Origin of the sequence: Rhodovulum sp. MB263, assembly GCF_002073975.1 — a bacterium.
Classification (GTDB): domain Bacteria; phylum Pseudomonadota; class Alphaproteobacteria; order Rhodobacterales; family Rhodobacteraceae; genus Rhodovulum.
Genome location: NZ_CP020384.1, coordinates 2,093,979 through 2,115,182, shown reverse-complemented (window position 1 = coordinate 2,115,182; position 21,204 = coordinate 2,093,979). Strand labels below are relative to the sequence as shown.

Below are 21,204 nucleotides of genomic sequence, written 5' to 3'. Positions count from 1 at the left end.
CAAAGCCTGTCAGGATGATTGCCATTGCGGGGTGGGAAAGCTAAATCGATCTCAAATGCACAAGGATTAATCAATTGGCCATTCATATGGCAGACATCACGCTCGACCCGCCGGTTCTTCTGGCGCCCATGGCGGGCATCACGGACTTGCCGTTTCGACGGCTGGTTGCCTCCTTCGGGGCCGGTCTGGTGGTGTCCGAGATGGTCGCGAGCCAGGAGATGGTGCAGGCCAAGCCGGGGGTGCGCGAGCGCGCCGCGCTGGGGCTTGGCGAGGAGGCGACGGCTGTGCAGCTGGCCGGACGCGACCCGGACTGGATGGCGCGGGCGGCACGGATGGTGGAAGAGCAGGGGGCCAGGATCATCGATATCAACATGGGCTGTCCGGCCAGGAAGGTGGTCGGAGGGCTGTCGGGCTCGGCGCTGATGCGCGATCCCGACCGGGCCCTGCGGCTGATCGAGGCGGTGGTGACGGCAGTGTCGGTGCCGGTCACGCTGAAGACGCGGCTGGGCTGGGATGACGATCTGCGCAACGCGCCCGATCTTGCACGCCGGGCCGAGGCGGCGGGGGTGCGGATGATCACCATCCATGGCCGCACCCGCTGTCAGTTCTACAGGGGCCGGGCCGACTGGCGCGCGATCCGCGAGGTCAGGGAGGCGGTCTCGGTGCCGGTCGTGGCCAATGGCGATATCGTCTGCGGCGAGACCGCCTCGGCGGCGCTGGCGCAATCGGGTGCCGACGGGGTGATGGTCGGGCGCGGGGCGCAGGGGCGGCCCTGGCTTCTGGCCGAGATCGGCGCCCGGATCGCGGGGCGTCCGGCGCCCGCCGCGCCCCGGGGGGCGGCGCTGACCGAGATGGTCGCGCGCCATTACGAGGACATGCTGGGCTTTTACGGTGCGGCGCTTGGCGGACGCGTCGCGCGCAAGCATCTGGGCTGGTACATGGACCGTGCGGGCACGCCCGGCTCCCTGCGCCGCCGGGTGCTGACGGCGCCGGCCGGGGCGGCGGTGCTGGCGCTTCTGCCCGAGGCGCTGGCCTCGGAGCGGAGGGCCGCGGCATGACGCTCGATCAGGACGCGATCTGGACCGCGCTGCCCATTCCGGCCTTCCTGCTCGATGCGGATGACCGGATCACCAATATCAACCCGGCCTCCGAGCTGTTCGTCAATGCCACGATCAAGACCCTGAGCGGGGTGCCGGTCTTCGACAGGCTGGCGGTCGATGCGCCGCTCGACGAGGCCTTCGCCCGGGTTCGCGCCAACCGCGCGCCGCTTTTCATCAACGATGTCGATGTCAGCGCGGGCAACAGGCCGCCGGTTCTGTGCAATGTGCAGGTGGCGCCGATGAACGACGCCGAGGAGCAGCTGCTGCTTCTGGTCAGCCCGCGCGAGATCGCCGGGCGGCTCGGCCGGGTGCATTCGGTGAAATCGGCCGCCAGGTCGGCCATCGGCATGGCCGAGATGCTGGCGCATGAGATCAAGAACCCGCTTGCGGGCATTACCGGGGCAGCGCAGCTCTTGTCGATGAACCTCTCGAATGGCGATCTCGAGATGACCGATCTGATCGTCGAGGAGAGCCGCCGGATCGTGAAGCTGCTCGAACAGGTCGAGCAATTCGGCAATCTGCGCCCGCCGGCCTGCAAATCGGTCAATATCCACGATGTGCTGGACCGGGTGCGCCGCTCGGCAACGGTCGGCTATGCCGCCAACATGGCCATCCACGAGGAATACGACCCCTCGCTGCCGCCGACCTGGGCCGATCCCGATCAGCTGATGCAGGTCTTCACCAACCTCATCACCAATGCCGCACAGGCGGCCGGTCCGCGCGGCGGCACGATCAGGCTGCGCACCTTCTACGATCTGTCGCTCCGGCTGCGCCATCCCGACGGGTCGGGCGTGCCGGTGCCGCTGCAGGTCGAGATCACCGATGACGGGCCGGGCCTGCCCCCCGAGATTTCCGCCGAGATCTTCGAGCCCTTCGTCTCGGGGCGCGAGAACGGCACCGGGCTGGGGCTTGCGCTGGTCTCGAAGATCATCGGCGATCATGGCGGCTGGATCGCGGTCGACTCGGTGCCCGGGCGCACCGTGTTCCGCGTCTCGCTGCCGGTTGCCCCGAAACCCGAAGAGGATGAGAGCTGATGGACGGAACCGTACTTGTCGCCGATGACGACCGCACGATCCGCACCGTTTTGACCCAGGCCCTGACCCGGGCGGGCTGCAAGGTGCATGCGACCTCGTCCCTGACCACGCTGATGCGCTGGGTCGGCGAGGGCAAGGGCGATCTGGTGATCTCGGACGTGATCATGCCCGATGGCAACGGGCTCGAGATGCTGCCGAAGATCGGGCAGGAGCGTCCCGGCCTGCCGGTGATCGTGATCTCGGCCCAGAACACCATCATGACGGCGATCCAGGCGGCCGAGGCCGAGGCCTATGACTATCTGCCCAAGCCCTTCGATCTGCCCGATCTGATGAAGCGGGCGGCGCGCGCGCTGGAGACCAAGCGCCGGGTCGGCCGTCCGCGCGAGACCGCGCCGCCGACCGGGGGCGATACCCAGGACGACCTGCCGCTGGTCGGGCGCACGCCGCAGATGCAGGCGTTGTACCGGCTGGTGGCGCGGGTGATGAATGCCGATCTGCCGGTGCTGATCACCGGCGAATCCGGCACCGGCAAGTCGCTGATCGCCCGCGCAATCCACGATTTCTCGGACCGCCGCTCGCTGCCCTTCGTGATCGCGACCGCCGCCGACATGGAGGGCATCGACGGTCCCTCGGCGCTGGTGTCGCGGACCCGCGGCGGCTCGATCCTGTTCGACGAGGTGGCCGATCTGAGCGAGGAGGCGCAGGGCCGGATCGTGCGCATGCTCGACAGTTTCGGCGACAACGCCCCAAGGGTGATGGCCACCAGCCAGTCCGACCTGATGGCGCGGATGGAGGCGGGGCAGTTCCGTCATGACCTGTTCTACCGGCTGGGCGGCGTCAGCGTCGCGGTGCCGTCGCTGCGCGAGCGGGTCGATGACATTCCGCTACTGGCCGAGCATTTCCTCGGCCGCACCGAACGCGACGGCACCGCGACGCGGCGGCTGGCCGAGGAGGCGATGGATCTGATCCGCGCCTATAGCTGGCCCGGCAATGTGCGCCAGCTCGAGCACACGATCCGCCGCCTCGTCGTCACCAGCCCCGAAGAGGTGATCACCCGGGCCGAGGTCGAGGCGGTTCTGGGCAATCAGCCCGAAATCGAACCGCTGGTCGGCGGCGGCGACGGCGAGAAGCTGTCGGCCTCGATCGCCAAGCATCTCCGGCGCTATTTCGATCTGCATGGCGGGGTGCTGCCGCCGCCCGGTCTTTATGCCCGTATTCTGCGCGAGGTCGAAATGCCGCTGATCGAGATCGCGCTGGATGCGACCGGCGGCAATCAGGCCAAATGTGCCGATCTTCTGGGGATCAACCGCAATACCTTGCGCAAGAAGATCACCGATCTCGATATTCGCGTGACACGGCGTCGCAAGTTGATGTAAATTGGCAACAACGCGTGGCCGACCGGACATAGGATCGGCGGTCGCGCGATGAGGCTGATGCCGCGTCCTGGCGGCGCAACGACACGAGGCGAGCGGTGACACATGCCAAGGGCCTTCTGGCCCTGGAAAGGCTTTTACGCCTGCGCAGATCGCGCCAGGCGGGCAATGCCGCCACGCTGAGCGTCGTGGTGCTTGGCCCGGTTCTGGCTGTCCTGACCTTCCTGACACTCGGCCCGCTCGATCAGGGGGCCTCCTCGCACGGGCTGCGGATCGTGCTGCTGGCCGATCTGGTCTATGCGCTGGTGGTGGCGACCCTCGTCGTGCAGCGCATCGCGCGGATGGTGGCCGCAAGGCGGCGGCATTCGGCGGGCTCGCGGCTCCATCTGCGGCTGACCGGCGTCTTTGCGCTGATCGCGCTGATCCCGACCGTCTCGGTCGCGATCTTCGCCGGGCTGACCATCAATATCGGGCTCGAGGGCTGGTTCTCGGAGCGGGTGCGCAATGTGGTCGGGGCCTCGCTGGCCGCGGCCGAGGCCTATGAGGAGGAACACCGCCGCGATCTGGTCTCCGATGCCCATACGCTGGTGGGCTATCTGACGGCGGCGCGGCAGGCGACGGTCTTCCTGTCCGACGGCGACATGCGCCAGATCCTGACCCAGGCCCAGGCGCGGGTGCAGCGCGGCCTGAAGGAAGCCTATGTGATCGACGGATCGGGCGAGATCCGGGCCCGGGGCGAGCGGTCTTATCTCTTCAACTACGAACGCCCGGATCCCGAGCAGATCGTCCGCGCCGGTGCCGGCGAGACGGTGGTGATCCAGGACTGGGACAACAACGAGTTCCGCGCGCTGATCAGGCTCGACGGCTATCTCGACCGTTATCTCTACATTTCGCGCACGGTCGATGGCGACATCCTGAACCTGCTGGACGACACCCAGCAATCGGTGCGGCTGTACCAGCAGCTCGAGCAGGAGCGCGGCCGGGTGCTGTTCGAATTCGGGCTGCTCTATCTCGGCTTCGCGATGATCCTGATCCTCGCTGCCGTCTGGCTGGGGCTGTGGTTCGCCGAGCGGCTGTCGCGGCCGGTGGGCCGGCTGGCGGGGGCTGCGCAGCGGGTCGGCGCGGGCGATCTCGATGTGCGGGTGCCCGAGGAGACCAGCGATGACGAGATCGCGATGCTGGGGCGGATGTTCAATCAGATGACAAGGCAGCTCAAGCTGCAGCGCGATGCGCTTCTCGACAATACCCGCCAGATCGAGCGGCGGCGGCGGCTGTTCGATTCCGTGCTGTCCTCGGTGACGGCGGGGGTGATGGGGCTCGATGCCGAAGGCCGGGTCGAGGTGCTGAACCGCTCGGCGCTGGCGCTGTTGCGGCTGGATGCGGCCGAGGCCGAGGGCCAGGAGCTGCGCGTGGCGGTGCCGGAATTCGCCGAATTGCTGGAAAAGCTGAAGGCCAGCCGCCGCGGCACCGCGCAGGAAGAGGTCCGGCTGCTGCGGGGCGGCAACATGGAGCATCTGCTGGTGCGCATGGCGATGCGCCGGCGCGGCGATGGCGGGGCCGAGGGCTATGTCGTGGCCTTCGACGATGTCACCGATCTGGTGACGGCGCAGCGGATGGCGGCCTGGGGCGACGTGGCGCGCCGGATCGCTCATGAGATCAAGAACCCCTTGACCCCGATCCAGCTCTCGGCCGAACGGATCAAGCGCAAGTTCCGCGGCGCGGTCGGCGATCAGGCCGAGGCGCTGGACCAGATGACCGACGTGATCGTGCGTCAGACCAATGACTTGCGCCGGATTGTTGACGAATTTTCCAAATTCGCCCGGATGCCCGAACCCGACCGCAAGCCGGTCGATCTGACGGCGCTTCTGCGCGATGCGGTGATGCTGCAGGAAGCAGGTCAGCCGGGGGTCGCCTTCGCGGCCGACATTCCGCCGGAACCTGTCCCTGCCGAGCTCGACGCGACGATGATCGCCCAGGCCCTGACGAACATCATCAAGAACGCGGGCGAAGCGATTGAAAGTCTTCGGGAAAAGGGAGAGCCAGAGGGATATGCCCCCGAGATCCGGGTGAGCTTCTCGGTCGAGGATGGCAATGCGGTAATCCTGATCGCAGATAATGGCGTCGGCCTTCCGCAGGACCGTTCGCGGCTGTTCGAGCCTTATGTCACCACCCGCGATCACGGTACCGGGCTTGGCCTTCCCATCGTCAAGAAGATCATCGAGGAACATGGCGGACGGCTCGATCTGCGCGATGCAGAGCCCTTCGCCGAAGGCGCCCATTGCGGCGCCCTGGCTGAAATCACGTTGCCGGTCGGTCCTGTGAAGGCCCCGGCGCCGCGCGCGGCGGACCCCGCGCTTACCGACACGACATCCGCAACCGCGGGAACCGGGGAGTAGGACATGGGCGACATCCTCATCGTCGACGACGAGCGCGACATCCGGGAACTGGTCTCGGATATTCTGCAGGACGAAGGCTACACGACGCGGCTGGCGGCCAATTCCGATGCCTGCATGGCCGAGATCAACGCGGCCGCACCAGCGCTGATGGTGCTCGATATCTGGCTCAAGGACAGCACCATGGACGGGATCGACATCCTGTCGAGGGTCAAGCGCGACAATCCCGATATTCCGATCGTCATCATCTCGGGGCATGGAAATATCGAGATCGCGGTCGCGGCGATCAAGCAGGGCGCCTATGATTTCATCGAAAAACCCTTCAATATCGATCAGTTGCTGGTCGTCATTCGCAGAGCGATGGAGGCCTCGCGGCTCCGGCGCGAGAATCAGGAACTGCGCCGCAAGGATGTGACGCAATTCGAGATGATCGGGTCCAGTCCGGCCTTCAAGCTGTTGAAATCCAATCTCGAGAAGGTCACACGCTCGAATGGACGGGTGATGCTGAAAGGCCCGTCGGGCTGCGGCAAGGAGGTCGCCGCGCGTTACATCCATGCCAATTCCGGCCGCGCCTCGGGTCCCTTCGTCGTGGTCAATTCCGCCTCGATCGAGCCCGAGCGCATGGAAGAAGTGCTGTTCGGCCGCGAGAGCCCGACGCGCGGTGTGGAAAAAGGCCTTCTGGAACAGGCGCATGGCGGGGTTCTTTACTTCGATGAAGTGGCCGATATGCCGCTCGGGACCCAGTCGAAGATCCTGCGGGTTCTGGTCGATCAGCAGTTCCAGCGCGCGGGCGGCACGGACAAGGTGCGGGTCGATATCCGCGTGATTTCCTCGACCACCCGCGATCTGACCGAGGAGATCCAGGCCGGCACCTTCCGCGAGGAGCTCTATCACCGGCTGAACGTGGTGCCGATCGACGTGCCGGCGCTCGACGAGCGGCGCGAGGATATTCCCGAGCTGGCGCGCCATTTCATCGCCGGGTTCAACAAGACACAGGGATTGCCGCTTCGGGCGCTTGGCGAGGAGGCCGAGGCGCTGTTGCAGACCATGTCCTGGCCCGGCAATGTGCGCCAGCTCAAGAACGTGATCGAGCGGGTGCTGATCCTTGGCGAGGGCACCGATCCGATCCTTGCGACCGAACTGCCGATGCAGGCCGAGGGCCCGTCCGAGGAGGGGCGGATTGTGCTGGCGGGCGCGCTGGCCACGCTGCCGCTGCGCGAGGCGCGCGAGCTGTTCGAGCGCGAATACCTGCTGACCCAGATCAACCGCTTCGGCGGCAACATCTCGCGGACCGCCAATTTCGTCGGCATGGAGCGCTCGGCGCTGCACCGCAAGCTCAAGTCGCTCGGCGTTGTGACGACGGCGCGGGCGGGCGGTCGGGTCGCCCATGTCGAGGAGGAGGAGGAACAGCGGACCGCCGCCGATTGACCCTCCATGCCGCTTCTGCGAAGGATTGGGGCAGTTTTCCCTGACGGATACGGGGCGCATGAAGGTCATCATCTGCGGTGCAGGCCAGGTCGGCTGGCAGATTGCCCGCCATCTCTCGGGCGAGAAGAACGACGTCACCATCGTCGACATGAACGCCGATCTGATCCGGCGCGCCACCGAGGCGCTGGACGTGCAGGGGATCGCGGGCCATGCCTCCTATCCTGACGTTCTGGAGCGCGCGGGCGCGCGCGATGCCGACATGATCATCGCCGCGACCCAGTCCGACGAGGTCAACATGGTGACCTGCCAGGTGGCGCATTCGATCTTTGCCGTGCCGCGCAAGATCGCGCGTCTTCGGGCGCAATCCTACCTGACGGCGATCTATTCCGACCTCTACCGCCGCGACCACATGCCGATCGACGTGGTGATCAGCCCCGAGCGCGAGGTCGCCGAGGCCGCGCTGCAGCGTCTGGCCGCGCCCGCCGCCTTCGATACCGAGAGCTTCCTGCAGGGGAAGGCGCAGCTTCTGGGGATCACGCTCGAAGAGGATTGCCCGGTGCTGCGCACGCCGCTGCGCCAGCTCACCGACCTGTTCTCGACGCTGCGGGCGCTGGTGGTGGGGGTGCGCCGCGAGGGCACGCTTTTCGCGCCCGAACCGGGCGACCAGCTGTTTCCCGAGGACCAGATCTATGTCTTCGCCCATGTCGAGGACCTGAACCGCACGCTGGAGATCTTCGGCAAGTCGACCAAGAAGCAGGAGCGCGTGGTCATCATCGGCGGCGGCAATGTCGGGCTGGCGGTGGCCAAGGCGCTGGAGGCCCATGCCGACCGGATCCGCGCCAAGGTGATCGAGATGGATCGTCGCCGGGCCGAGGTGGCGGCCGACGCGCTGGAACGCACCATCGTGCTGAACGGCGACGGGCTCGACATCAACCTGCTGGCCGAGGCCAATATCGAGCGCGCCGATGCCGTGCTGGCGGTGACCGATGATGACAAGACCAACCTCCTGGCCGCCGTGCGCGCCAAGATGGCGGGCTGTCCGATGGCGATCTGTCTGGTCAACGATCCCTCGCTCGTGTCGCTGATGGGCGCGCTCGAGGTCGACGCCTATATCAACCCGCGCGCCACCACCGTCAGTTCGATCCTGCGCCATGTCCGCCACGGCCGGGTGCGGGGCGTCTATTCGATCGGCGATGCCGAGGCCGAGGTGTTGGAGGCGCAGGTGCTGTCGACCTCGCCCATGGCCGGCAAGCGGGTTCAGGATATCGATTTTCCGGAGGGCGCGCTGGTCGGCGCGGTGATGAAATCGGGCGAGGTGATCCTGCCGCGCGGCGATACCCGGATCGAGGAAGGCGACATGGTGGTGATCTTCGCCCTCAGCGCCGACGTCCCCGAGGTGGAGCGCCTGCTGCAGGTATCCATCGACTTCTTCTGAGCCATGCGCCGTCTGGCAGATCTTCCCTTCCTGGTGATCCTGATGGGGATCGGGGCGCTGGCGATGTTTCCGCCGGTCGTGCTTGCGCTGGCCGAGCGCGACTGGACGACGGCGCGCGCCTTCTTCAATTCCGGCCTGCTCTTCTTCGTTCTGGCGGTGCTGATCGGGCTGTCGACCATCAACCGGCCGGTGCATAACCAGGCCCGGAGCCACCTGCTGGCGATGCTGGGCGTCTACACCCTGCTGCCCCTGATGCTGGCGGTGCCGGTCTCGGAGGCGGTCGGAGACACGAGCTTTCTCAATGCCTATTTCGAGATGGTCTCCTGTCTGACCACGACCGGCGCCACTCTGTTCGACAGCCCCGAACGGCTTTCTCCGGGGGTGCATCTCTGGCGGGCGACGGTCGGATGGATGGGCGGCTTTTTCGTCTGGGTCACGGCGATCGCGATTCTCGCACCGATGAATCTGGGCGGCTTCGAGGTCACGGCCGGAACCGGCAGCATCGCGGGCCGTATCGGTTCCGAACGCGGCGAGGTCAGTCCCGCCCACGATCCGCGCGAACGGCTCTTGCGCTTCGCCCGTCAGCTTGCCCCGGTCTATATCGGGCTGACCGGCAGCCTCTGGGTGCTGATGGTGGTGGCGGGCGAGGGGCCGCTGGTCGCGGCCTGCCATGCGATGTCGGTGCTTTCGACCTCGGGGATTTCGCCGGTCGGCGGGGTCGCGGGGGGCCAGAGCGGCGTCCCCGGCGAGATCATGCTGTGGGTCTTCATGCTGTTCGCGATCTCGCGGCAGATGTTCATGTTCGATTTCCGCCCCGAAAGCTGGCGCAGGCTGAAGGCCGATCTCGAATTGCGGATGGGCATCGGCATCACCTGGGTGGTGACCGTCTTCCTGTTTGCCCGGCACTGGGTCGGCGCCTATGAGGTCGCGGCCGAGGAAAACGGCCTGGCCGCGCTGCGCGCGCTCTGGGGCGCGCTCTTCACGGTGACCTCCTATCTCACCACGACCGGATTCGCCTCGGTCGAATGGATCGATGCAAGGCAATGGTCGGGGCTGGCGACGCCGGGGCTGATTCTCGTCGGGCTCGCGGTCTTCGGCGGCGGGGTCGCGACCACCGCCGGGGGCGTCAAGCTGCTCCGGATCTACGCGCTCTACAAGCACGGCATCCGCGAGATGGAAAAGCTCGTGCATCCCTCCTCGGTCGGCGGCGCGGGCGCCTTTGCCCGCCGCATCCGCCGTCAGGGCGCGCAGATCGCCTTCGTCTTCTTCATGCTCTTTGCGCTGTCGGTGGCGGTGGTCATGGTGGCGCTGGGGCTTCTGGGGCTCGATTTCGAGGCCTCGATGGTGCTGACCGTCGCCGCGCTGACCACGACCGGACCGCTGGCGGCGGCCGCGACCGACCCGCCGCTCTCGTATGCCGCGCTTGGCGAGGCCTCGAAACTGGTGCTGGCCGCGGCGATGGTGCTGGGCCGTCTCGAGACCCTGGCCATCATCGCGCTCTTCAATCCCGAGTTCTGGCGCAAGTGAGTTTGGAATGTTGCAAATTTCCCCCCTGCGAGACGTTGAACAGGGGTGGAAACTCGGTAAACCTCGCTTCATACTCGCCCTCAGAGGGAGACGGCTGTCCGCCGACGGGCAGATAGACAACAAGGCAAAGAAAAAATGGCTGCCGATAAGCAAAACCTGCAAGACGCGTTTCTTAACCATGTTCGCAAGACGAAGGTCCCGGTCACGATCTTTCTGATCAACGGGGTCAAGCTGCAGGGCGTGATCACCTGGTTCGACAATTTCTGCGTGTTGCTGCGCCGGGACGGACAGTCCCAGCTGGTCTACAAGCATGCGATTTCGACGATCATGCCCTCTCAGCCGATCAGTCTTTACGAAGGTGAGGATTGAGCCCCTCCGAAGCGGACGGCTCCGAGCCTCGCATCACCCGCGCCTGGGTGCTGCATCCCGACATCGCGTCGGACCGCGAGCGCCGGGAGGCCGGGCCCGCGCTTGAAGAGGCCGTGGCACTGGCGGCGGCGCTTCCCGATCTCGAGGTCGTGGGCGCCGAGACCGTGCCGCTGGCCCGCCCCCGGGCGGGCCATCTCTTCGGGTCTGGCAAGATCGACGAGCTGAAGGAGAGGCTGACCGAGGCCGAGATCGAGCTGGTGCTGATCGACGGGCCGGTCAGCCCGGTTCAGCAGCGCAATCTGGAGAAGGCCTGGAAGGTCAAGATCCTCGACCGGACCGGGCTGATCCTCGAGATCTTCGCCGACCGCGCGCGCACCCGCGAGGGTGTGCTTCAGGTCGAACTGGCCGCGCTCAGCTATCAGCGCACGCGGCTGGTGCGGGCCTGGACCCACCTCGAGCGCCAGCGGGGCGGGTTGGGATTCGTCGGCGGCCCCGGCGAGACCCAGATCGAAGCCGACCGCCGCGCCATCGACGAGGCCATCACCCGGATCCGGCGGCAACTGTCGAAGGTCGTCAAGACCCGCGATCTGCACCGCGCCGCCCGGCGCAAGGTGCCGTTCCCGATCGTGGCGCTGGTGGGCTATACCAATGCCGGCAAGTCGACGCTGTTCAACCGGCTGACCGGGGCCGAGGTGCTGGCCAAGGACATGCTCTTTGCCACGCTCGACCCGACGATGCGGGCGGTCGCACTGCCGACCGGGCTCAAGGTGATCCTGTCAGATACGGTCGGCTTCATCTCCGATCTGCCGACCCAGCTGGTCGCGGCCTTCCGCGCCACGCTCGAGGAGGTGCTGGAGGCCGATCTGATCCTGCATGTCCGCGACATCGCCCATTCCGACAGCGAGGCCCAGGCCGGGGATGTGCGCGCGATTCTCGCCGATCTGGGCGTCGCGCGCGAGACGCCTCAGATCGAGGTCTGGAACAAGACCGACCTGCTCGATGACGAGCGCCGCGCCGCGACCGAAGCGGCGGCCGCGCGGCATGACGAGGTCGCGGCGATCTCTGCCTGGACCGGGCAGGGCGTCGGGCCGTTGCTCGAGGCGGTGACCGAGCGTCTCGATGCGGCACGGCAACGCCGCGAGGTGCATTTGGGTCATGACGACGGACGTCGCCGCGCCTGGCTTTACGAGCAGGGCATTGTCGAGGGCGAGGTGCCCGATGATGAGGGATCGACGCTGACGGTCAACTGGACGGCGCGCCAGGAACAGCGCTTCCGCAGCCTCTAAAGCGTTTTGCATTTAATTTGAGGCATATCCGGCGGCTTTCAGGAAGTTGCAGTATTCATCTGGATCGAACAGGCCACAGATATCCCCAAGGGCTTCGAGCATGGCATCAGAGGTTCTGGCGCCGATGCGGCGCAAGTGGGCTTTGAGCTTGGAGAAGGCCATCTCGATCGGGCTGAGATCGGGGCAGTACACGGGCAAGAACAGAACCAGTAGCCTCGCTTTCGCATAGCTTCGGTCGCGCGCGGGCTTCGGTGGGTGGAGAGGTTGGCGAGGATCATGACGGTTCCCGGATCAGACACCGAGGCCAGTTGCGTCTCGACATACGCGTCGAAAGCAGCCCCGTTCATTGCGCCATTGATCACCCATGGTGCGATCAGGGCGTCCTGCGTCAGCCCGGCGACGAAGGTCTGCGTCCCCCATTGGCCAAAGGGTGCCGCACCGCAGAGCCGCTCACCGACGGTTGCCCGCCCCCGCAAACATGTGAGGTCGGTCCTGACCGCCGTCTCGTTGATCAAGACCAGCCTGTGCGGCTCCGCGCGCATGCTGGGCTGACGGCGCATGATCCGGTCTCTGCGTGCCTGGCGCAACGCGGGCCGATCACGTTCCGCTGCGATCAATCCTTTTTTATATGATGGCCCTGAACGTTCCAGGGCGCGGTGCCGCGAGGAAAGCTGGATTTCGACATCATGTGTCTCTGACAAGGCGGCGGCGAGTTCTTTGAGCGTGATGTCCGGTCCAGCTCGCACGATCTCCAGCAGAAAAGCACGGTATGTTCCATATTGGCCAGCGGGGCGGCCCTGCGCCTTGGGAATGGCGGCCCCCTCTTTCGATGCTCTGCTACAAATCGCACCGCCGTCGCAGCGCTTATCCCAAAACACGCCCTGCCGGCCGAGCAGAGTTCCCCTTGGCCACATAGGCGCAGATCCGCTCCAGAAGGTCCAACGAGCAGGGGGGCCATGATCCACCTCCCGGAAGAAGTGGATCAGACAATCGGACCCGTGTGACTCCCCGCTCGTTTCAGATCAAACGCAAAATGCTCTGGCAGGTGTCTGACGCCGCGCAAGCGGGGCCGCGGCAAGGAAATCTGAACGTCTTACAGTCAGGGTATCGGGCAGATCACGCGCTCAGAACGAGGTGCCGATGACCCTGCCGCGAAACCGCGCCCCGGCGCCCGGCCTTGCCTGTGCCTTTGGCTTCGGGCTGGCGCTTGTCTGCTTTCTCCGTGCCGTGGCCGCCGAGCCTGTCTCACTGATCGGGGTGGGCGGTCTTCTGCAGCCCGAGGGGGCCACGGGGCCGCTTCTGACGCAGATGCGCGGGCCGATGCTGGGACGACCGATGCCGGGCTCCGGGTCGGCGCCGGAGGGCAACCGGGACGGCGTTTCCGGGCCGGTCGGCGCCAGCCTGTTTGTCGGGCGCGGCGGGGCGAGCTTCTTCGCCTCCGATCCGGTGGTCGATCCGGTGGTCCGGGCGCGGCGGGAGCCTGAGCCCGCGACCGCCGTGCTGTTCTCGCCGCTTCGCCCCGGCGGCGGAAATGCGGCTCTGGCCGAGGGCATCCGGCTTCTGATCGGCCGGGCCGAGGCAGGGCGGATGGATTATGATGCGGTTCAGCATGGCGCCAGGATCCGGCCTCCGGGGCCGCCGACCCGGCTGAGCATCGCCGAGATCTACAAATGGATCGACGAGACTCCGGGTCAGCCGCATGCGATCGGCCGCTATCAGTTCATTCCCGCCACGCTGCGCCGGCTTGTGGCCGAGCTCGGGCTTGACGAACGGACCCGGTTCTCGGCGCCGGTTCAGGACCGCCTCGCCGATCTTCTGCTCGAAGAGGCCGGGCTCAGCGCCTTCGGGGCCGGAGAGATGAAGCGCAAGGCGTTCATGCATAATCTCTCGCGGATCTGGGCGGGGCTGCCGACGGCCAGCGGCCGGTCCTATTATCATGGCGTCGCGGGGAACCGGGCGACAATGACCTGGGCGCAGTTCGAGGCGGCGATGTCGCGGATCGCGCCGGAAACGGTAAGGTTGCTGAAGGACGGCTGAGCCTCCGCCCGCCCGCCGCTTCTGTCGGGGGGATCGGTGCGGGGTCCAGTCCTGCAGCGGGCGGGCGCATGCTTTGCGGAAAGCGGACACGATGGCGCCCGGGCGGGGGGCGGACCCTTGCCGCGCGCCTTTGGTCCCTCCCGGCCCGGAACGGCCGTCCGGGGCCCACGCGGGCGTTGGTGGGGGATTTCGTTGAAAAACGCGCCTGCGGGGGCACCGCGCACCAAGTCGTGGGACATGGTTCCGGTTGTCATGCCCCTGCCTCATAAGCAGTCCCCTTTTCCTCCTTTGAGAAACGCCATTCCGAACTCAGGCGATCTCTCGGCCGCTGTCGGAGTTTCTCAACGCATCGGCGAGTTGCGCAAACTGGTGTTGAGCGTCCCGGATCTGTTCTGCCGGTGCCGGGCCCGGGCGGACACGTGCCGGGTCCGGATTACCTGTCGACGGGGCGGGGGCATGTTTCACGAGACTGGCCGTCACCGCGGAAGGCGCGCGGTTGGGGCGGCGGCCGGAAGGCGGGTCAGGATCGCGTCCGCCCGTGTTCAAAATGGCCCAAATTCGGCACCCGGCAAGCTGACCTCGAAGGAGCGCAGTCATCGGGTCCGCGCGCCAAGCCGGTGCTCCGGCAGTTCATCGCCTCAGCTCTCGATTGCCCGGGAATGGCGCGAAAATATCCCGGGCCGTCGCAACCCTCCGTCGGGCCGGGCCGAAAGCGCCGGACAGGCTTGCGGTCGGTCCGCCCGCCCGCGCATGACCCGGCAAGCCCGGTTCAGCGCCCCGCAGGCCGCTTGGCCGGGCGGGGCGCCGGATCAGCGGGATTTCGGCACCAGTGTGGTGATGCCGACTGCGGCGGCGCGGGCAAGGGCGGGGTCGAGCGTCATCGGGATATATTCGCCCCGACGCCAGAGCTCGCCCAGATCGTCGTAATGACGGCTCAGCGGATGGCCCGACTGGCCGGTCGAGATGATGAAGACCGAGCTGTCTGGATCGGCGAAATCGTAGACCGCGCGATAGCCCGCGCCATGCAGACTGGCGAAGGGGAAGGGATCGGTGCCCTTGGTCAGGCCCCGGTTGAGCGTGTTGTCCCCGCCCGAGGTCGGCTGGCGGATGTTCACGATCCATTTCAGCAACGGCGTCTCGCCCAGCACCGGATGGTCGTGCCAGGCCTGATGCGCCTGCCCCCAGCGCAGCGATTCGAGCGATCCGCCATAGGTCTCGGAGAGATACAGCAGCGCCTCGTCGAGCGACTTGCGGGCGATCTCGGTGCAGGTCTCGATCGGGGCCGACTGGCGGATATCGCACCAGATCGAGGCGCCGTCGATGTCACGGAACACCCGCTCGATGAACAGGGGGTCGACATGGGCGAAGGCCCGCGCGAGCGGTCCGAGATCGTCCTCGATCAGGTCGCGCTGAAGAAAGCGCATCCAGGCGGCATAGATCAGCGGCTCGGGCAGATGCTCGTTCATCTCGCCGTTCCAGCCGGCCAGCAGTTCCAGCGCGCGCTGGCGCAGCCTTTCGGGGCTGCCTGCGGGCGCGGGCGCGCCGGTGAACCACAGATCCCTGCCGACCAGAGGCAGCAGCGAGCGCGCGGTGAAGGAGACGGTGTCGAGCTGGGCCTCGATGAAGCTCTCGCGGGTATGGACCTTGCGGGTCTCCATCAGCCGCTTCCAGCGCTGGATCCGCTGGCTGTCACCCCAGTCGAAGCTGACATGAAGCGGAAACGGCCGGTCGACCAGCTTGTTGTTGGTATTGCCCAGAATGCCGCTTGCTGGGTCGCGGAAGCTGGGATTGGCGGCATAGTTCAGCCAGCCCTGCCAGCGGTTTTCTTCCTTCCAGCCCGGCTGGGGCAGGCGGCCCTGGCTCTGGTTGTCTGCCATCCGCCGGGGCATGGCCCCGATCATTTGCAATGCGATGCTGTCGGCATCGGCCAGGGTCAGGTTCAGCGAGGGCGCGATGAAGAACCGGCCGGCTTCGATCGCCTCGTCGACGCTTTGCGAGCGCATGACCTGCATCGCCGCGCTGATCGAGGTATCGGCGCCGTTCAGCAGCGTCCAGCCCAGCGACGCCACATGGCCGGGCGGGGTGATCGAGGCCAGGTCGTAATGGCTGCCGGGCAGCACCGGCCCGTTCTCGGTCCAGCGCAGCGTGATGGTGACCGGCTCGGCATCGGCGACCTTGATGATGCTGCGCCGGGTCTCGAAGGGCCGGAAGCCGTCGGGCGTCCGGTATTCCTGCGGATTGTCAGGGTTCAGCTGTTCGAGGAACACGTCCTGATCGTCGAGATAGGAGGTGGTGAGCCCCCATCCGAGCTTGGCCGAGCGGCCGGAAAGGATCGTCGGAATGCCGGGGATGGTGCCGCCGATCACGCCTCCGGTCGACAGCTCGAGCCGCGCGAGATACCAGATCGAGGGCGCGGAAAAGCCCAGATGCGGATCGTTGGCCAGAAGCGTGCCGCCCGCGGCCGAGCGTTTCGGGGCGGCGGCCCAGGCATTCGAGGCGCCGGCGAAGTCCGGTCCGGCGAAAGGCGAGAGCGGGCCTTCGGCATAGCGCGCCAGCGGCGCCGAGGAGGGCACGACTCCGGGGGCGAGATCGGCATAATCGGGCAGGGCCGCCAGCCCCGGTCCGGGCGCGTCGGGCAGGATGTCCCTCACCCGCTCGGGCTCCATCAGCAGAGAGACCCGGGCCCGCAGCAGCTCGGCATCGAGATGCGAGGACAGCCGCACGCCCATCAACTTGACCAGCGCGATCGAGTCGGCCGGCTGCCAATAGGCGACTTCCGGCCGGAACAGGAAGAACTCGGGCGCGCCACGGCCGCGGGCCTCGGTATTGACGGTCTCGATCCAGGCATTGACGCCGCGGGAATAGGCTTCGAGCGCGGCCAGGGTCTGCGGGTCCTGGGCCTCGACCGAGTCCTGCGCGAGACGATAGATATCGAGCCGCCGCATCAGCTCGTCGATCTTCAGCGTCCGGGCTCCGAACAGTTCGGACAGGCGGCCCTGTGCCGTCCGGCGCAGCACCGTCATCTGCCAGAGCCGGTCCTGTGCATGGGCATAGCCCAGTCCGAAGAAGACGTCCTCGTCGGTCTTGCCGAAGATATGCGGCACGCTGCTATGGTCGCGCACGATCTCGGCCGGGGCGCTCAGGCCCTCGACCTCATGGGTGCCGTTGTAATCGGGCAGCGAGCGCGAGGCGAGATAATAGACCCCGCCGATGCCCAGACCGGCGAGGATGACGACGGCGGTGAAGATCCGCAACAGCCAGCGGAAGAGATGGGGCATGGCGCACCTGTTGTTGACGCCTCGGATGAGGCCGTTAGGTAAGAGAAAAAGACGTTTCATGCAACGAGGGGAGGAGCCGCATGGCACGGGTTGCATTTCTGGGCCTTGGGGTGATGGGCTTTCCCATGGCGGGGCATCTCGCCGCAGCGGGCCATGAGGTTGCCGTTTACAACCGGACAGCTGCCAAGGCCGAGGACTGGGTCGCGCGTCATGGCGGCCGCGCGGCGCCCACCCCGGCCGAGGCGGCGCTGGGGGCGGAGTTCGTGATGGCCTGCGTCGGCAATGACGACGATCTGCGCGCGGTCTGTACAGGCGAGAGCGGTGCCTTTGCGGGGATGGAGGCGGGGGCGGTTTTCGTCGATCACACCACCGTCTCGGCGATGGTGACCAAGGAAATGGCCGCGCTGGCCGAGACCCGCGATATCGGCTTTGTGGATGCGCCGGTGTCGGGCGGGCAGGCGGGCGCCGAGGGCGGCCAGCTTGTCATCATGTGCGGCGGATCCGAGGCGGCCTATGGCAAGGCCGAGCCGTTGATGGCCGCCTATGCCAAGCTTTCCAGGCTTATGGGCGCCAGCGGTGCCGGGCAGCTGACCAAGATGGTCAACCAGATCTGCATCGCGGGGCTGGTGCAGGGGCTGTCGGAAGGGTTGCATTTCGCCGAGAAGGCGGGGCTTGACGGGCGCGCCGTGGTCGAGGTGATCGGGGGCGGCGCGGCCGGAAGCTGGCAGATGACGAACCGCTGTCAGACCATGCTGGAGGATGAATTCGACCATGGCTTCGCGGTCGACTGGATGCGCAAGGATCTGGCCATCTGCCTGGCCACTGCCGAGCGGACCGGTGCCAGCCTGCCGGTCACGGCGCTGGTCGATCAGTTCTACAAGGACGTCCAGAACCTTGGCGGCGGGCGTTGGGATACGTCGAGCCTGATCAGGCGTTTGCGGACGATGGGCTGAGCGCTCTCAGAGCCTGCCAGACCCGGTCGGCTTTGGCCTGACCCGGACCGACCGTTCGGTCTATCGCGAGGTGTTTTGCCGAAATCCAGGGCAGATGCCCGGGAAACCCTCCGAAGGCGGGCCGGCTGCCCTTGCGCAGGGCCGCGTCTGTTTCCATGATCGCGTCCAAAACGGGGAGTGGCGCGATTCCGATGATCAAGATCAAGGCTTGGCCCCGGCTGGGCCGAAGCGAGGCGGCACAGGGGTATTTCCTGGTGGCGCCGCCCTTCCTTTATGCGCTGCTGCTGCTGGCGGTGCCGCTTGCCGCGATCGTTCTGTTCAGCTTCTGGAGCCAGGATTACCTGACGCTCGATACCACGCTGACGCTCAAGAACTACCGCGAGGCCTTTTCCGACCCGCTTTACAGCCAGCTTCTGCTGCGCTCGCTTCTGATCTCGCTGGCGGTGACCGCGGCAACCGTGCTGGCCGCCTTTCCCATCGCCTATTTCATCTCGTTCAGCGTGCCGCCCTCGCAGAAGTCGATGTGGATCTTCCTGATCACCATCCCGTTCTGGTCGTCCTATCTGATGCGGGTGTTTCTGTGGAAGGTGATCCTTGGCTATAACGGCGTGCTCAACACCACGCTGAGCGGGCTGGGGATCATCGACGAACCGCTGAGCTTCATCCTCTATAACGCCAATGCGGTGGTGATCACCCTGGCCCATGCCTATGCGCCCTTCGCGATCCTGCCGATCTTCGTCGCGCTCGAGAAGATCGACCGCTCGCTTCTCGAGGCCAGCCGCGATCTGGGCGAGAGCCGGGCGATGACCTTCCTGAGGGTGACGCTGCCGCTGGCGATGCCGGGGGTGGTGGCGGCGGTGCTGATCGTCTTCATTCCGACCATCGGCGATTACGTGACGCCCCGGCTGGTGGGCGGGCCGGACGGGCTGATGATCGCCAACATGATCCAGACCCAGTTCCTGAAACTCAACAACGCGCCGATGGGGGCCGCGCTGGCGGTGCTGGCCATGGCGATGGTGACGGCGGTCGCGGTGCTGTTCCTGGTGCTGAACCGTCGCTACCTGAGGGGTCAGAAATGAAGGGGCTCCGGCTTTACGCGATCTTCTATCTGATCTTCCTTTACGCGCCTATCGCGCTGCTGCCGGTCTTTGCCTTCAATGACGGCACGGTGATCGCCTTTCCGCTGAGGGGTTTCACGTTCGAGTGGTTCCGCGAGCTGATGACCATCCCGGCGCTGCATACGGCGGTGCTGAACAGCCTGATCATCGCGGTCTCCTCGGCGGTGATCGCCACCTGCCTCGGGATCTGCGCGGCGCGGGCCGGCACGCGATTTGCCTTTCCGGGCAAGAAGGGCATCCTGGGGTTGATCATGCTGCCGCTGGTGCTGCCCGAGATCATCGTGGCGGTCTCGCTTCTGGTGGTGCTGCTGCAACTGGGCCTGCCGCTCGGATCCTGGACGGTGGTGCTGGGCCATGTGCTCATGTGCACGCCGTTTTCCATCGCGATCCTGAACTCGGCCTTCCAGAGCCTCGACGTCTCGCTCGAAGAGGCCGCGATCGATCTCGGCGAGAGCCGCTGGTCGAGTTTCCGCCTCATCACGCTGCCGCTGGTGATGCCGGGCATCGTCTCGTCTCTGCTGATCGCCTTCACGATCTCTCTGGACGAATTCATCATCGCCTTCTTCCTGACCGGCACCAACCCGACCCTGCCGGTCTATATCTGGGGACAGCTTCGCTTCCCGCAGAAGATTCCCGTGATCATGGCGCTCGGCACGCTGCTTGTGCTGACCTCGGTGATCCTGCTGACCGTTGCCGAATATGTCCGCCGCCGGGGCGCCGCGCGCACCGGGAAGGCCGATGCCGGAGGATTCCTGTGAAAGACACGCTGGGCATCGAACGCCCCATCATCGCGCTTGAGAATGTCGAGAAATATTACGGCGAGTTTCACGCCCTGCGCGGCATCTCGGCAGAGATCCGGCAGGGCGAGTTCTTCTCGTTGCTGGGGCCGTCGGGCTGCGGCAAGACCACGCTTCTGCGCACCATCGCGGGTTTCGAGGAACTGTCTGGCGGGCGGCTGACGATCGACGGCAAGGACATGAGGCGCGTGCCTGCCAATGTGCGGCCCACCAACATGGTGTTCCAGTCCTACGCGATCTTCCCGCATCTGAGCGTGGCCGAGAATGTGGGCTTCGGGCTGCGGCGCGAGCCCCTGAGCAAGGCGCAGAAGGCCGCGAAGGTGGCCGAGGCGCTGGAGATGGTCGGGCTGAGGGGCTTTGGCGCGCGCGCGGCCCATGCGCTTTCGGGCGGGCAGCGTCAGCGGGTGGCGCTGGCGCGGGCGCTGATCCTCGAGCCCAAGGTGCTTTTGCTCGACGAGCCGCTCTCGGCGCTCGACAAGAAGATGCGCGAGCAGATGCAGACCGAACTGCGCCGGTTGCAGCGGCAGGTGGGCATCACCTTCATTCTGGTGACGCATGACCAGGAAGAGGCGCTGATCATGTCCGACCGGATCGCCGTGATGTTCGAGGGCCAGATCGCCCAGCTCGACACGCCGCAACAGCTTTACCGGCGGCCCAACACGCGTCAGGTGGGCGAATTCATCGGCGTGATGAACTTCCTGCCCGCGACCGCCCGGGTCGGCGACGAGGATCATATCGAGGTCGAGGCGGCCGGGCTTGGCCGTGCGGTGATCGGCCCCGATCAGCTGCCCGGCGGCTGGCATCCGGGCCAGACCCAGAGCGTGGGCATCCGCCCCGAGACCATGTCGATCCTGTTTCCCGGCGAGACCACCGACCGCCGCGTCGCGACCGGCACGGTCGAGGATCTGTCCTATTACGGCGACATGACCTATTACGTGGTGCGGCTCGACGGGGTCGACCGGCCGATGACGATCTCGATGAAGAACCTTGTCGGGCGCCCGGTCCTCGAGCGCGGCACCGCGGCCCGGGTGGCCTGGGACGCGCGCTCGCTGGTGCTGTTCGCCTGACCGCGCGGG

Annotated in this window: 16 protein-coding genes and 1 pseudogene; 14 read left to right on the top strand and 3 right to left on the bottom strand. The window is 66.5% G+C overall.

The annotated features are described in order from the left end of the window. Positions 1 to 86 precede the first annotated feature (86 nt). From dusB to hflX, 9 genes are all read left to right on the top strand, one after another. Complete coding sequence (gene dusB / locus B5V46_RS09835; protein WP_080616438.1) at positions 87 to 1,058, top strand: tRNA dihydrouridine synthase DusB; 972 nt, start codon at positions 87 to 89, stop codon at positions 1,056 to 1,058. After that, positions 1,055 to 2,134 (top strand): nitrogen regulation protein NR(II), encoded by a 1,080-nt coding sequence (locus B5V46_RS09830; RefSeq protein WP_080616437.1) that lies wholly within the window; start codon positions 1,055 to 1,057, stop codon positions 2,132 to 2,134. The genes dusB and B5V46_RS09830 overlap by 4 nt, the downstream gene beginning before the upstream one ends. Next, entirely contained in the window at positions 2,134 to 3,510 is a 1,377-nt protein-coding gene (locus B5V46_RS09825) for a response regulator (protein WP_075782092.1), read from the top strand. The genes B5V46_RS09830 and B5V46_RS09825 overlap by 1 nt, the downstream gene beginning before the upstream one ends. A gap of 95 nt (positions 3,511 to 3,605) precedes the next feature. Beyond that, positions 3,606 to 5,903, top strand: coding sequence for a PAS domain-containing sensor histidine kinase (locus tag B5V46_RS09820; RefSeq protein ID WP_155774009.1), 2,298 nt, complete (start codon positions 3,606 to 3,608; stop codon positions 5,901 to 5,903). Between the two features lie 3 nt (positions 5,904 to 5,906). Then, complete coding sequence (locus B5V46_RS09815) at positions 5,907 to 7,328, top strand: sigma-54 dependent transcriptional regulator (RefSeq protein ID WP_080616436.1); 1,422 nt, start codon at positions 5,907 to 5,909, stop codon at positions 7,326 to 7,328. 58 nt (positions 7,329 to 7,386) lie between these two features. Then, positions 7,387 to 8,763 carry a Trk system potassium transporter TrkA gene (gene trkA, locus B5V46_RS09810; RefSeq protein WP_080616435.1) on the top strand — a complete coding sequence of 459 codons (1,377 nt, stop codon included), beginning with the start codon at positions 7,387 to 7,389 and terminating at the stop codon, positions 8,761 to 8,763. A 3-nt stretch (positions 8,764 to 8,766) separates the two neighbouring features. Then, complete coding sequence (locus B5V46_RS09805) at positions 8,767 to 10,290, top strand: TrkH family potassium uptake protein (RefSeq protein ID WP_080616434.1); 1,524 nt, start codon at positions 8,767 to 8,769, stop codon at positions 10,288 to 10,290. A gap of 135 nt (positions 10,291 to 10,425) precedes the next feature. Next, entirely contained in the window at positions 10,426 to 10,659 is a 234-nt protein-coding gene (gene hfq, locus B5V46_RS09800; protein WP_080616433.1) for an RNA chaperone Hfq, read from the top strand. Then, a complete protein-coding gene (gene hflX, locus B5V46_RS09795; RefSeq protein WP_231119079.1) occupies positions 10,656 to 11,945 on the top strand; it encodes a GTPase HflX in 1,290 nt (429 codons plus the stop codon). The genes hfq and hflX overlap by 4 nt, the downstream gene beginning before the upstream one ends. A gap of 12 nt (positions 11,946 to 11,957) precedes the next feature. On the opposite strand, the gene B5V46_RS20845 is transcribed toward hflX, so the two are convergent. Beyond that, a complete protein-coding gene (locus B5V46_RS20845) occupies positions 11,958 to 12,107 on the bottom strand; it encodes a hypothetical protein (RefSeq protein WP_369822852.1) in 150 nt (49 codons plus the stop codon). A 24-nt stretch (positions 12,108 to 12,131) separates the two neighbouring features. After that, positions 12,132 to 12,487 (bottom strand): annotated as a pseudogene (locus tag B5V46_RS20840) (transposase); the annotation flags it as partial. Between the two features lie 598 nt (positions 12,488 to 13,085). Between B5V46_RS20840 and B5V46_RS09785 the strand changes: the two are divergent. Further along, positions 13,086 to 13,982 (top strand): hypothetical protein, encoded by an 897-nt coding sequence (locus tag B5V46_RS09785; protein WP_231119078.1) that lies wholly within the window; start codon positions 13,086 to 13,088, stop codon positions 13,980 to 13,982. Positions 13,983 to 14,791: 809 nt separating this feature from the next. On the opposite strand, the gene B5V46_RS09780 is transcribed toward B5V46_RS09785, so the two are convergent. Continuing rightward, positions 14,792 to 17,260: a penicillin acylase family protein gene (locus B5V46_RS09780; RefSeq protein WP_080616432.1), complete on the bottom strand. Its 2,469-nt coding sequence runs from the start codon at positions 17,258 to 17,260 to the stop codon at positions 14,792 to 14,794. A gap of 80 nt (positions 17,261 to 17,340) precedes the next feature. Here B5V46_RS09780 and B5V46_RS09775 point away from each other — a divergent pair, with 80 nt between their 5' ends. From B5V46_RS09775 to B5V46_RS09760, 4 genes are all read left to right on the top strand, one after another. Beyond that, entirely contained in the window at positions 17,341 to 18,213 is an 873-nt protein-coding gene (locus tag B5V46_RS09775; RefSeq protein ID WP_080616431.1) for an NAD(P)-dependent oxidoreductase, read from the top strand. A 191-nt stretch (positions 18,214 to 18,404) separates the two neighbouring features. Beyond that, the gene (locus B5V46_RS09770) at positions 18,405 to 19,292 is read left to right on the top strand and encodes an ABC transporter permease (protein WP_080616430.1); all 888 of its coding nucleotides are present in this window, start codon (positions 18,405 to 18,407) and stop codon (positions 19,290 to 19,292) included. Further along, positions 19,289 to 20,089, top strand: a complete 801-nt coding sequence (locus tag B5V46_RS09765) for an ABC transporter permease (RefSeq protein ID WP_080616429.1) — start codon at positions 19,289 to 19,291, stop codon at positions 20,087 to 20,089. Before B5V46_RS09770 ends, B5V46_RS09765 begins: the two co-directional genes overlap by 4 nt. After that, positions 20,086 to 21,195 (top strand): ABC transporter ATP-binding protein, encoded by a 1,110-nt coding sequence (locus tag B5V46_RS09760; protein WP_231119077.1) that lies wholly within the window; start codon positions 20,086 to 20,088, stop codon positions 21,193 to 21,195. The genes B5V46_RS09765 and B5V46_RS09760 overlap by 4 nt, the downstream gene beginning before the upstream one ends. The last annotated feature ends 9 nt before the right edge of the window (positions 21,196 to 21,204 follow it).

Bases quoted from the DNA above. Each gene is read 5' to 3' on its own strand.
- B5V46_RS09805 (WP_080616434.1), top strand. From the start codon at position 8,767: ATGCGCCGTCTGGCAGATCTTCCCTTCCTGGTGATCCTGATGGGGATC.
- B5V46_RS09780 (WP_080616432.1), bottom strand. From the start codon at position 17,260: ATGCCCCATCTCTTCCGCTGGCTGTTGCGGATCTTCACCGCCGTCGTC.
- B5V46_RS09765 (WP_080616429.1), top strand. From the start codon at position 19,289: ATGAAGGGGCTCCGGCTTTACGCGATCTTCTATCTGATCTTCCTTTAC.
- B5V46_RS09785 (WP_231119078.1), top strand. From the start codon at position 13,086: ATGACCCTGCCGCGAAACCGCGCCCCGGCGCCCGGCCTTGCCTGTGCC.
- B5V46_RS09830 (WP_080616437.1), top strand. From the start codon at position 1,055: ATGACGCTCGATCAGGACGCGATCTGGACCGCGCTGCCCATTCCGGCC.
- B5V46_RS09770 (WP_080616430.1), top strand. From the start codon at position 18,405: ATGATCAAGATCAAGGCTTGGCCCCGGCTGGGCCGAAGCGAGGCGGCA.
- B5V46_RS09815 (WP_080616436.1), top strand. From the start codon at position 5,907: ATGGGCGACATCCTCATCGTCGACGACGAGCGCGACATCCGGGAACTG.
- hfq (WP_080616433.1), top strand. From the start codon at position 10,426: ATGGCTGCCGATAAGCAAAACCTGCAAGACGCGTTTCTTAACCATGTT.
- dusB (WP_080616438.1), top strand. From the start codon at position 87: ATGGCAGACATCACGCTCGACCCGCCGGTTCTTCTGGCGCCCATGGCG.
- B5V46_RS09775 (WP_080616431.1), top strand. From the start codon at position 17,341: ATGGCACGGGTTGCATTTCTGGGCCTTGGGGTGATGGGCTTTCCCATG.
- trkA (WP_080616435.1), top strand. From the start codon at position 7,387: ATGAAGGTCATCATCTGCGGTGCAGGCCAGGTCGGCTGGCAGATTGCC.
- B5V46_RS20845 (WP_369822852.1), bottom strand. From the start codon at position 12,107: ATGGCCTTCTCCAAGCTCAAAGCCCACTTGCGCCGCATCGGCGCCAGA.
- B5V46_RS09825 (WP_075782092.1), top strand. From the start codon at position 2,134: ATGGACGGAACCGTACTTGTCGCCGATGACGACCGCACGATCCGCACC.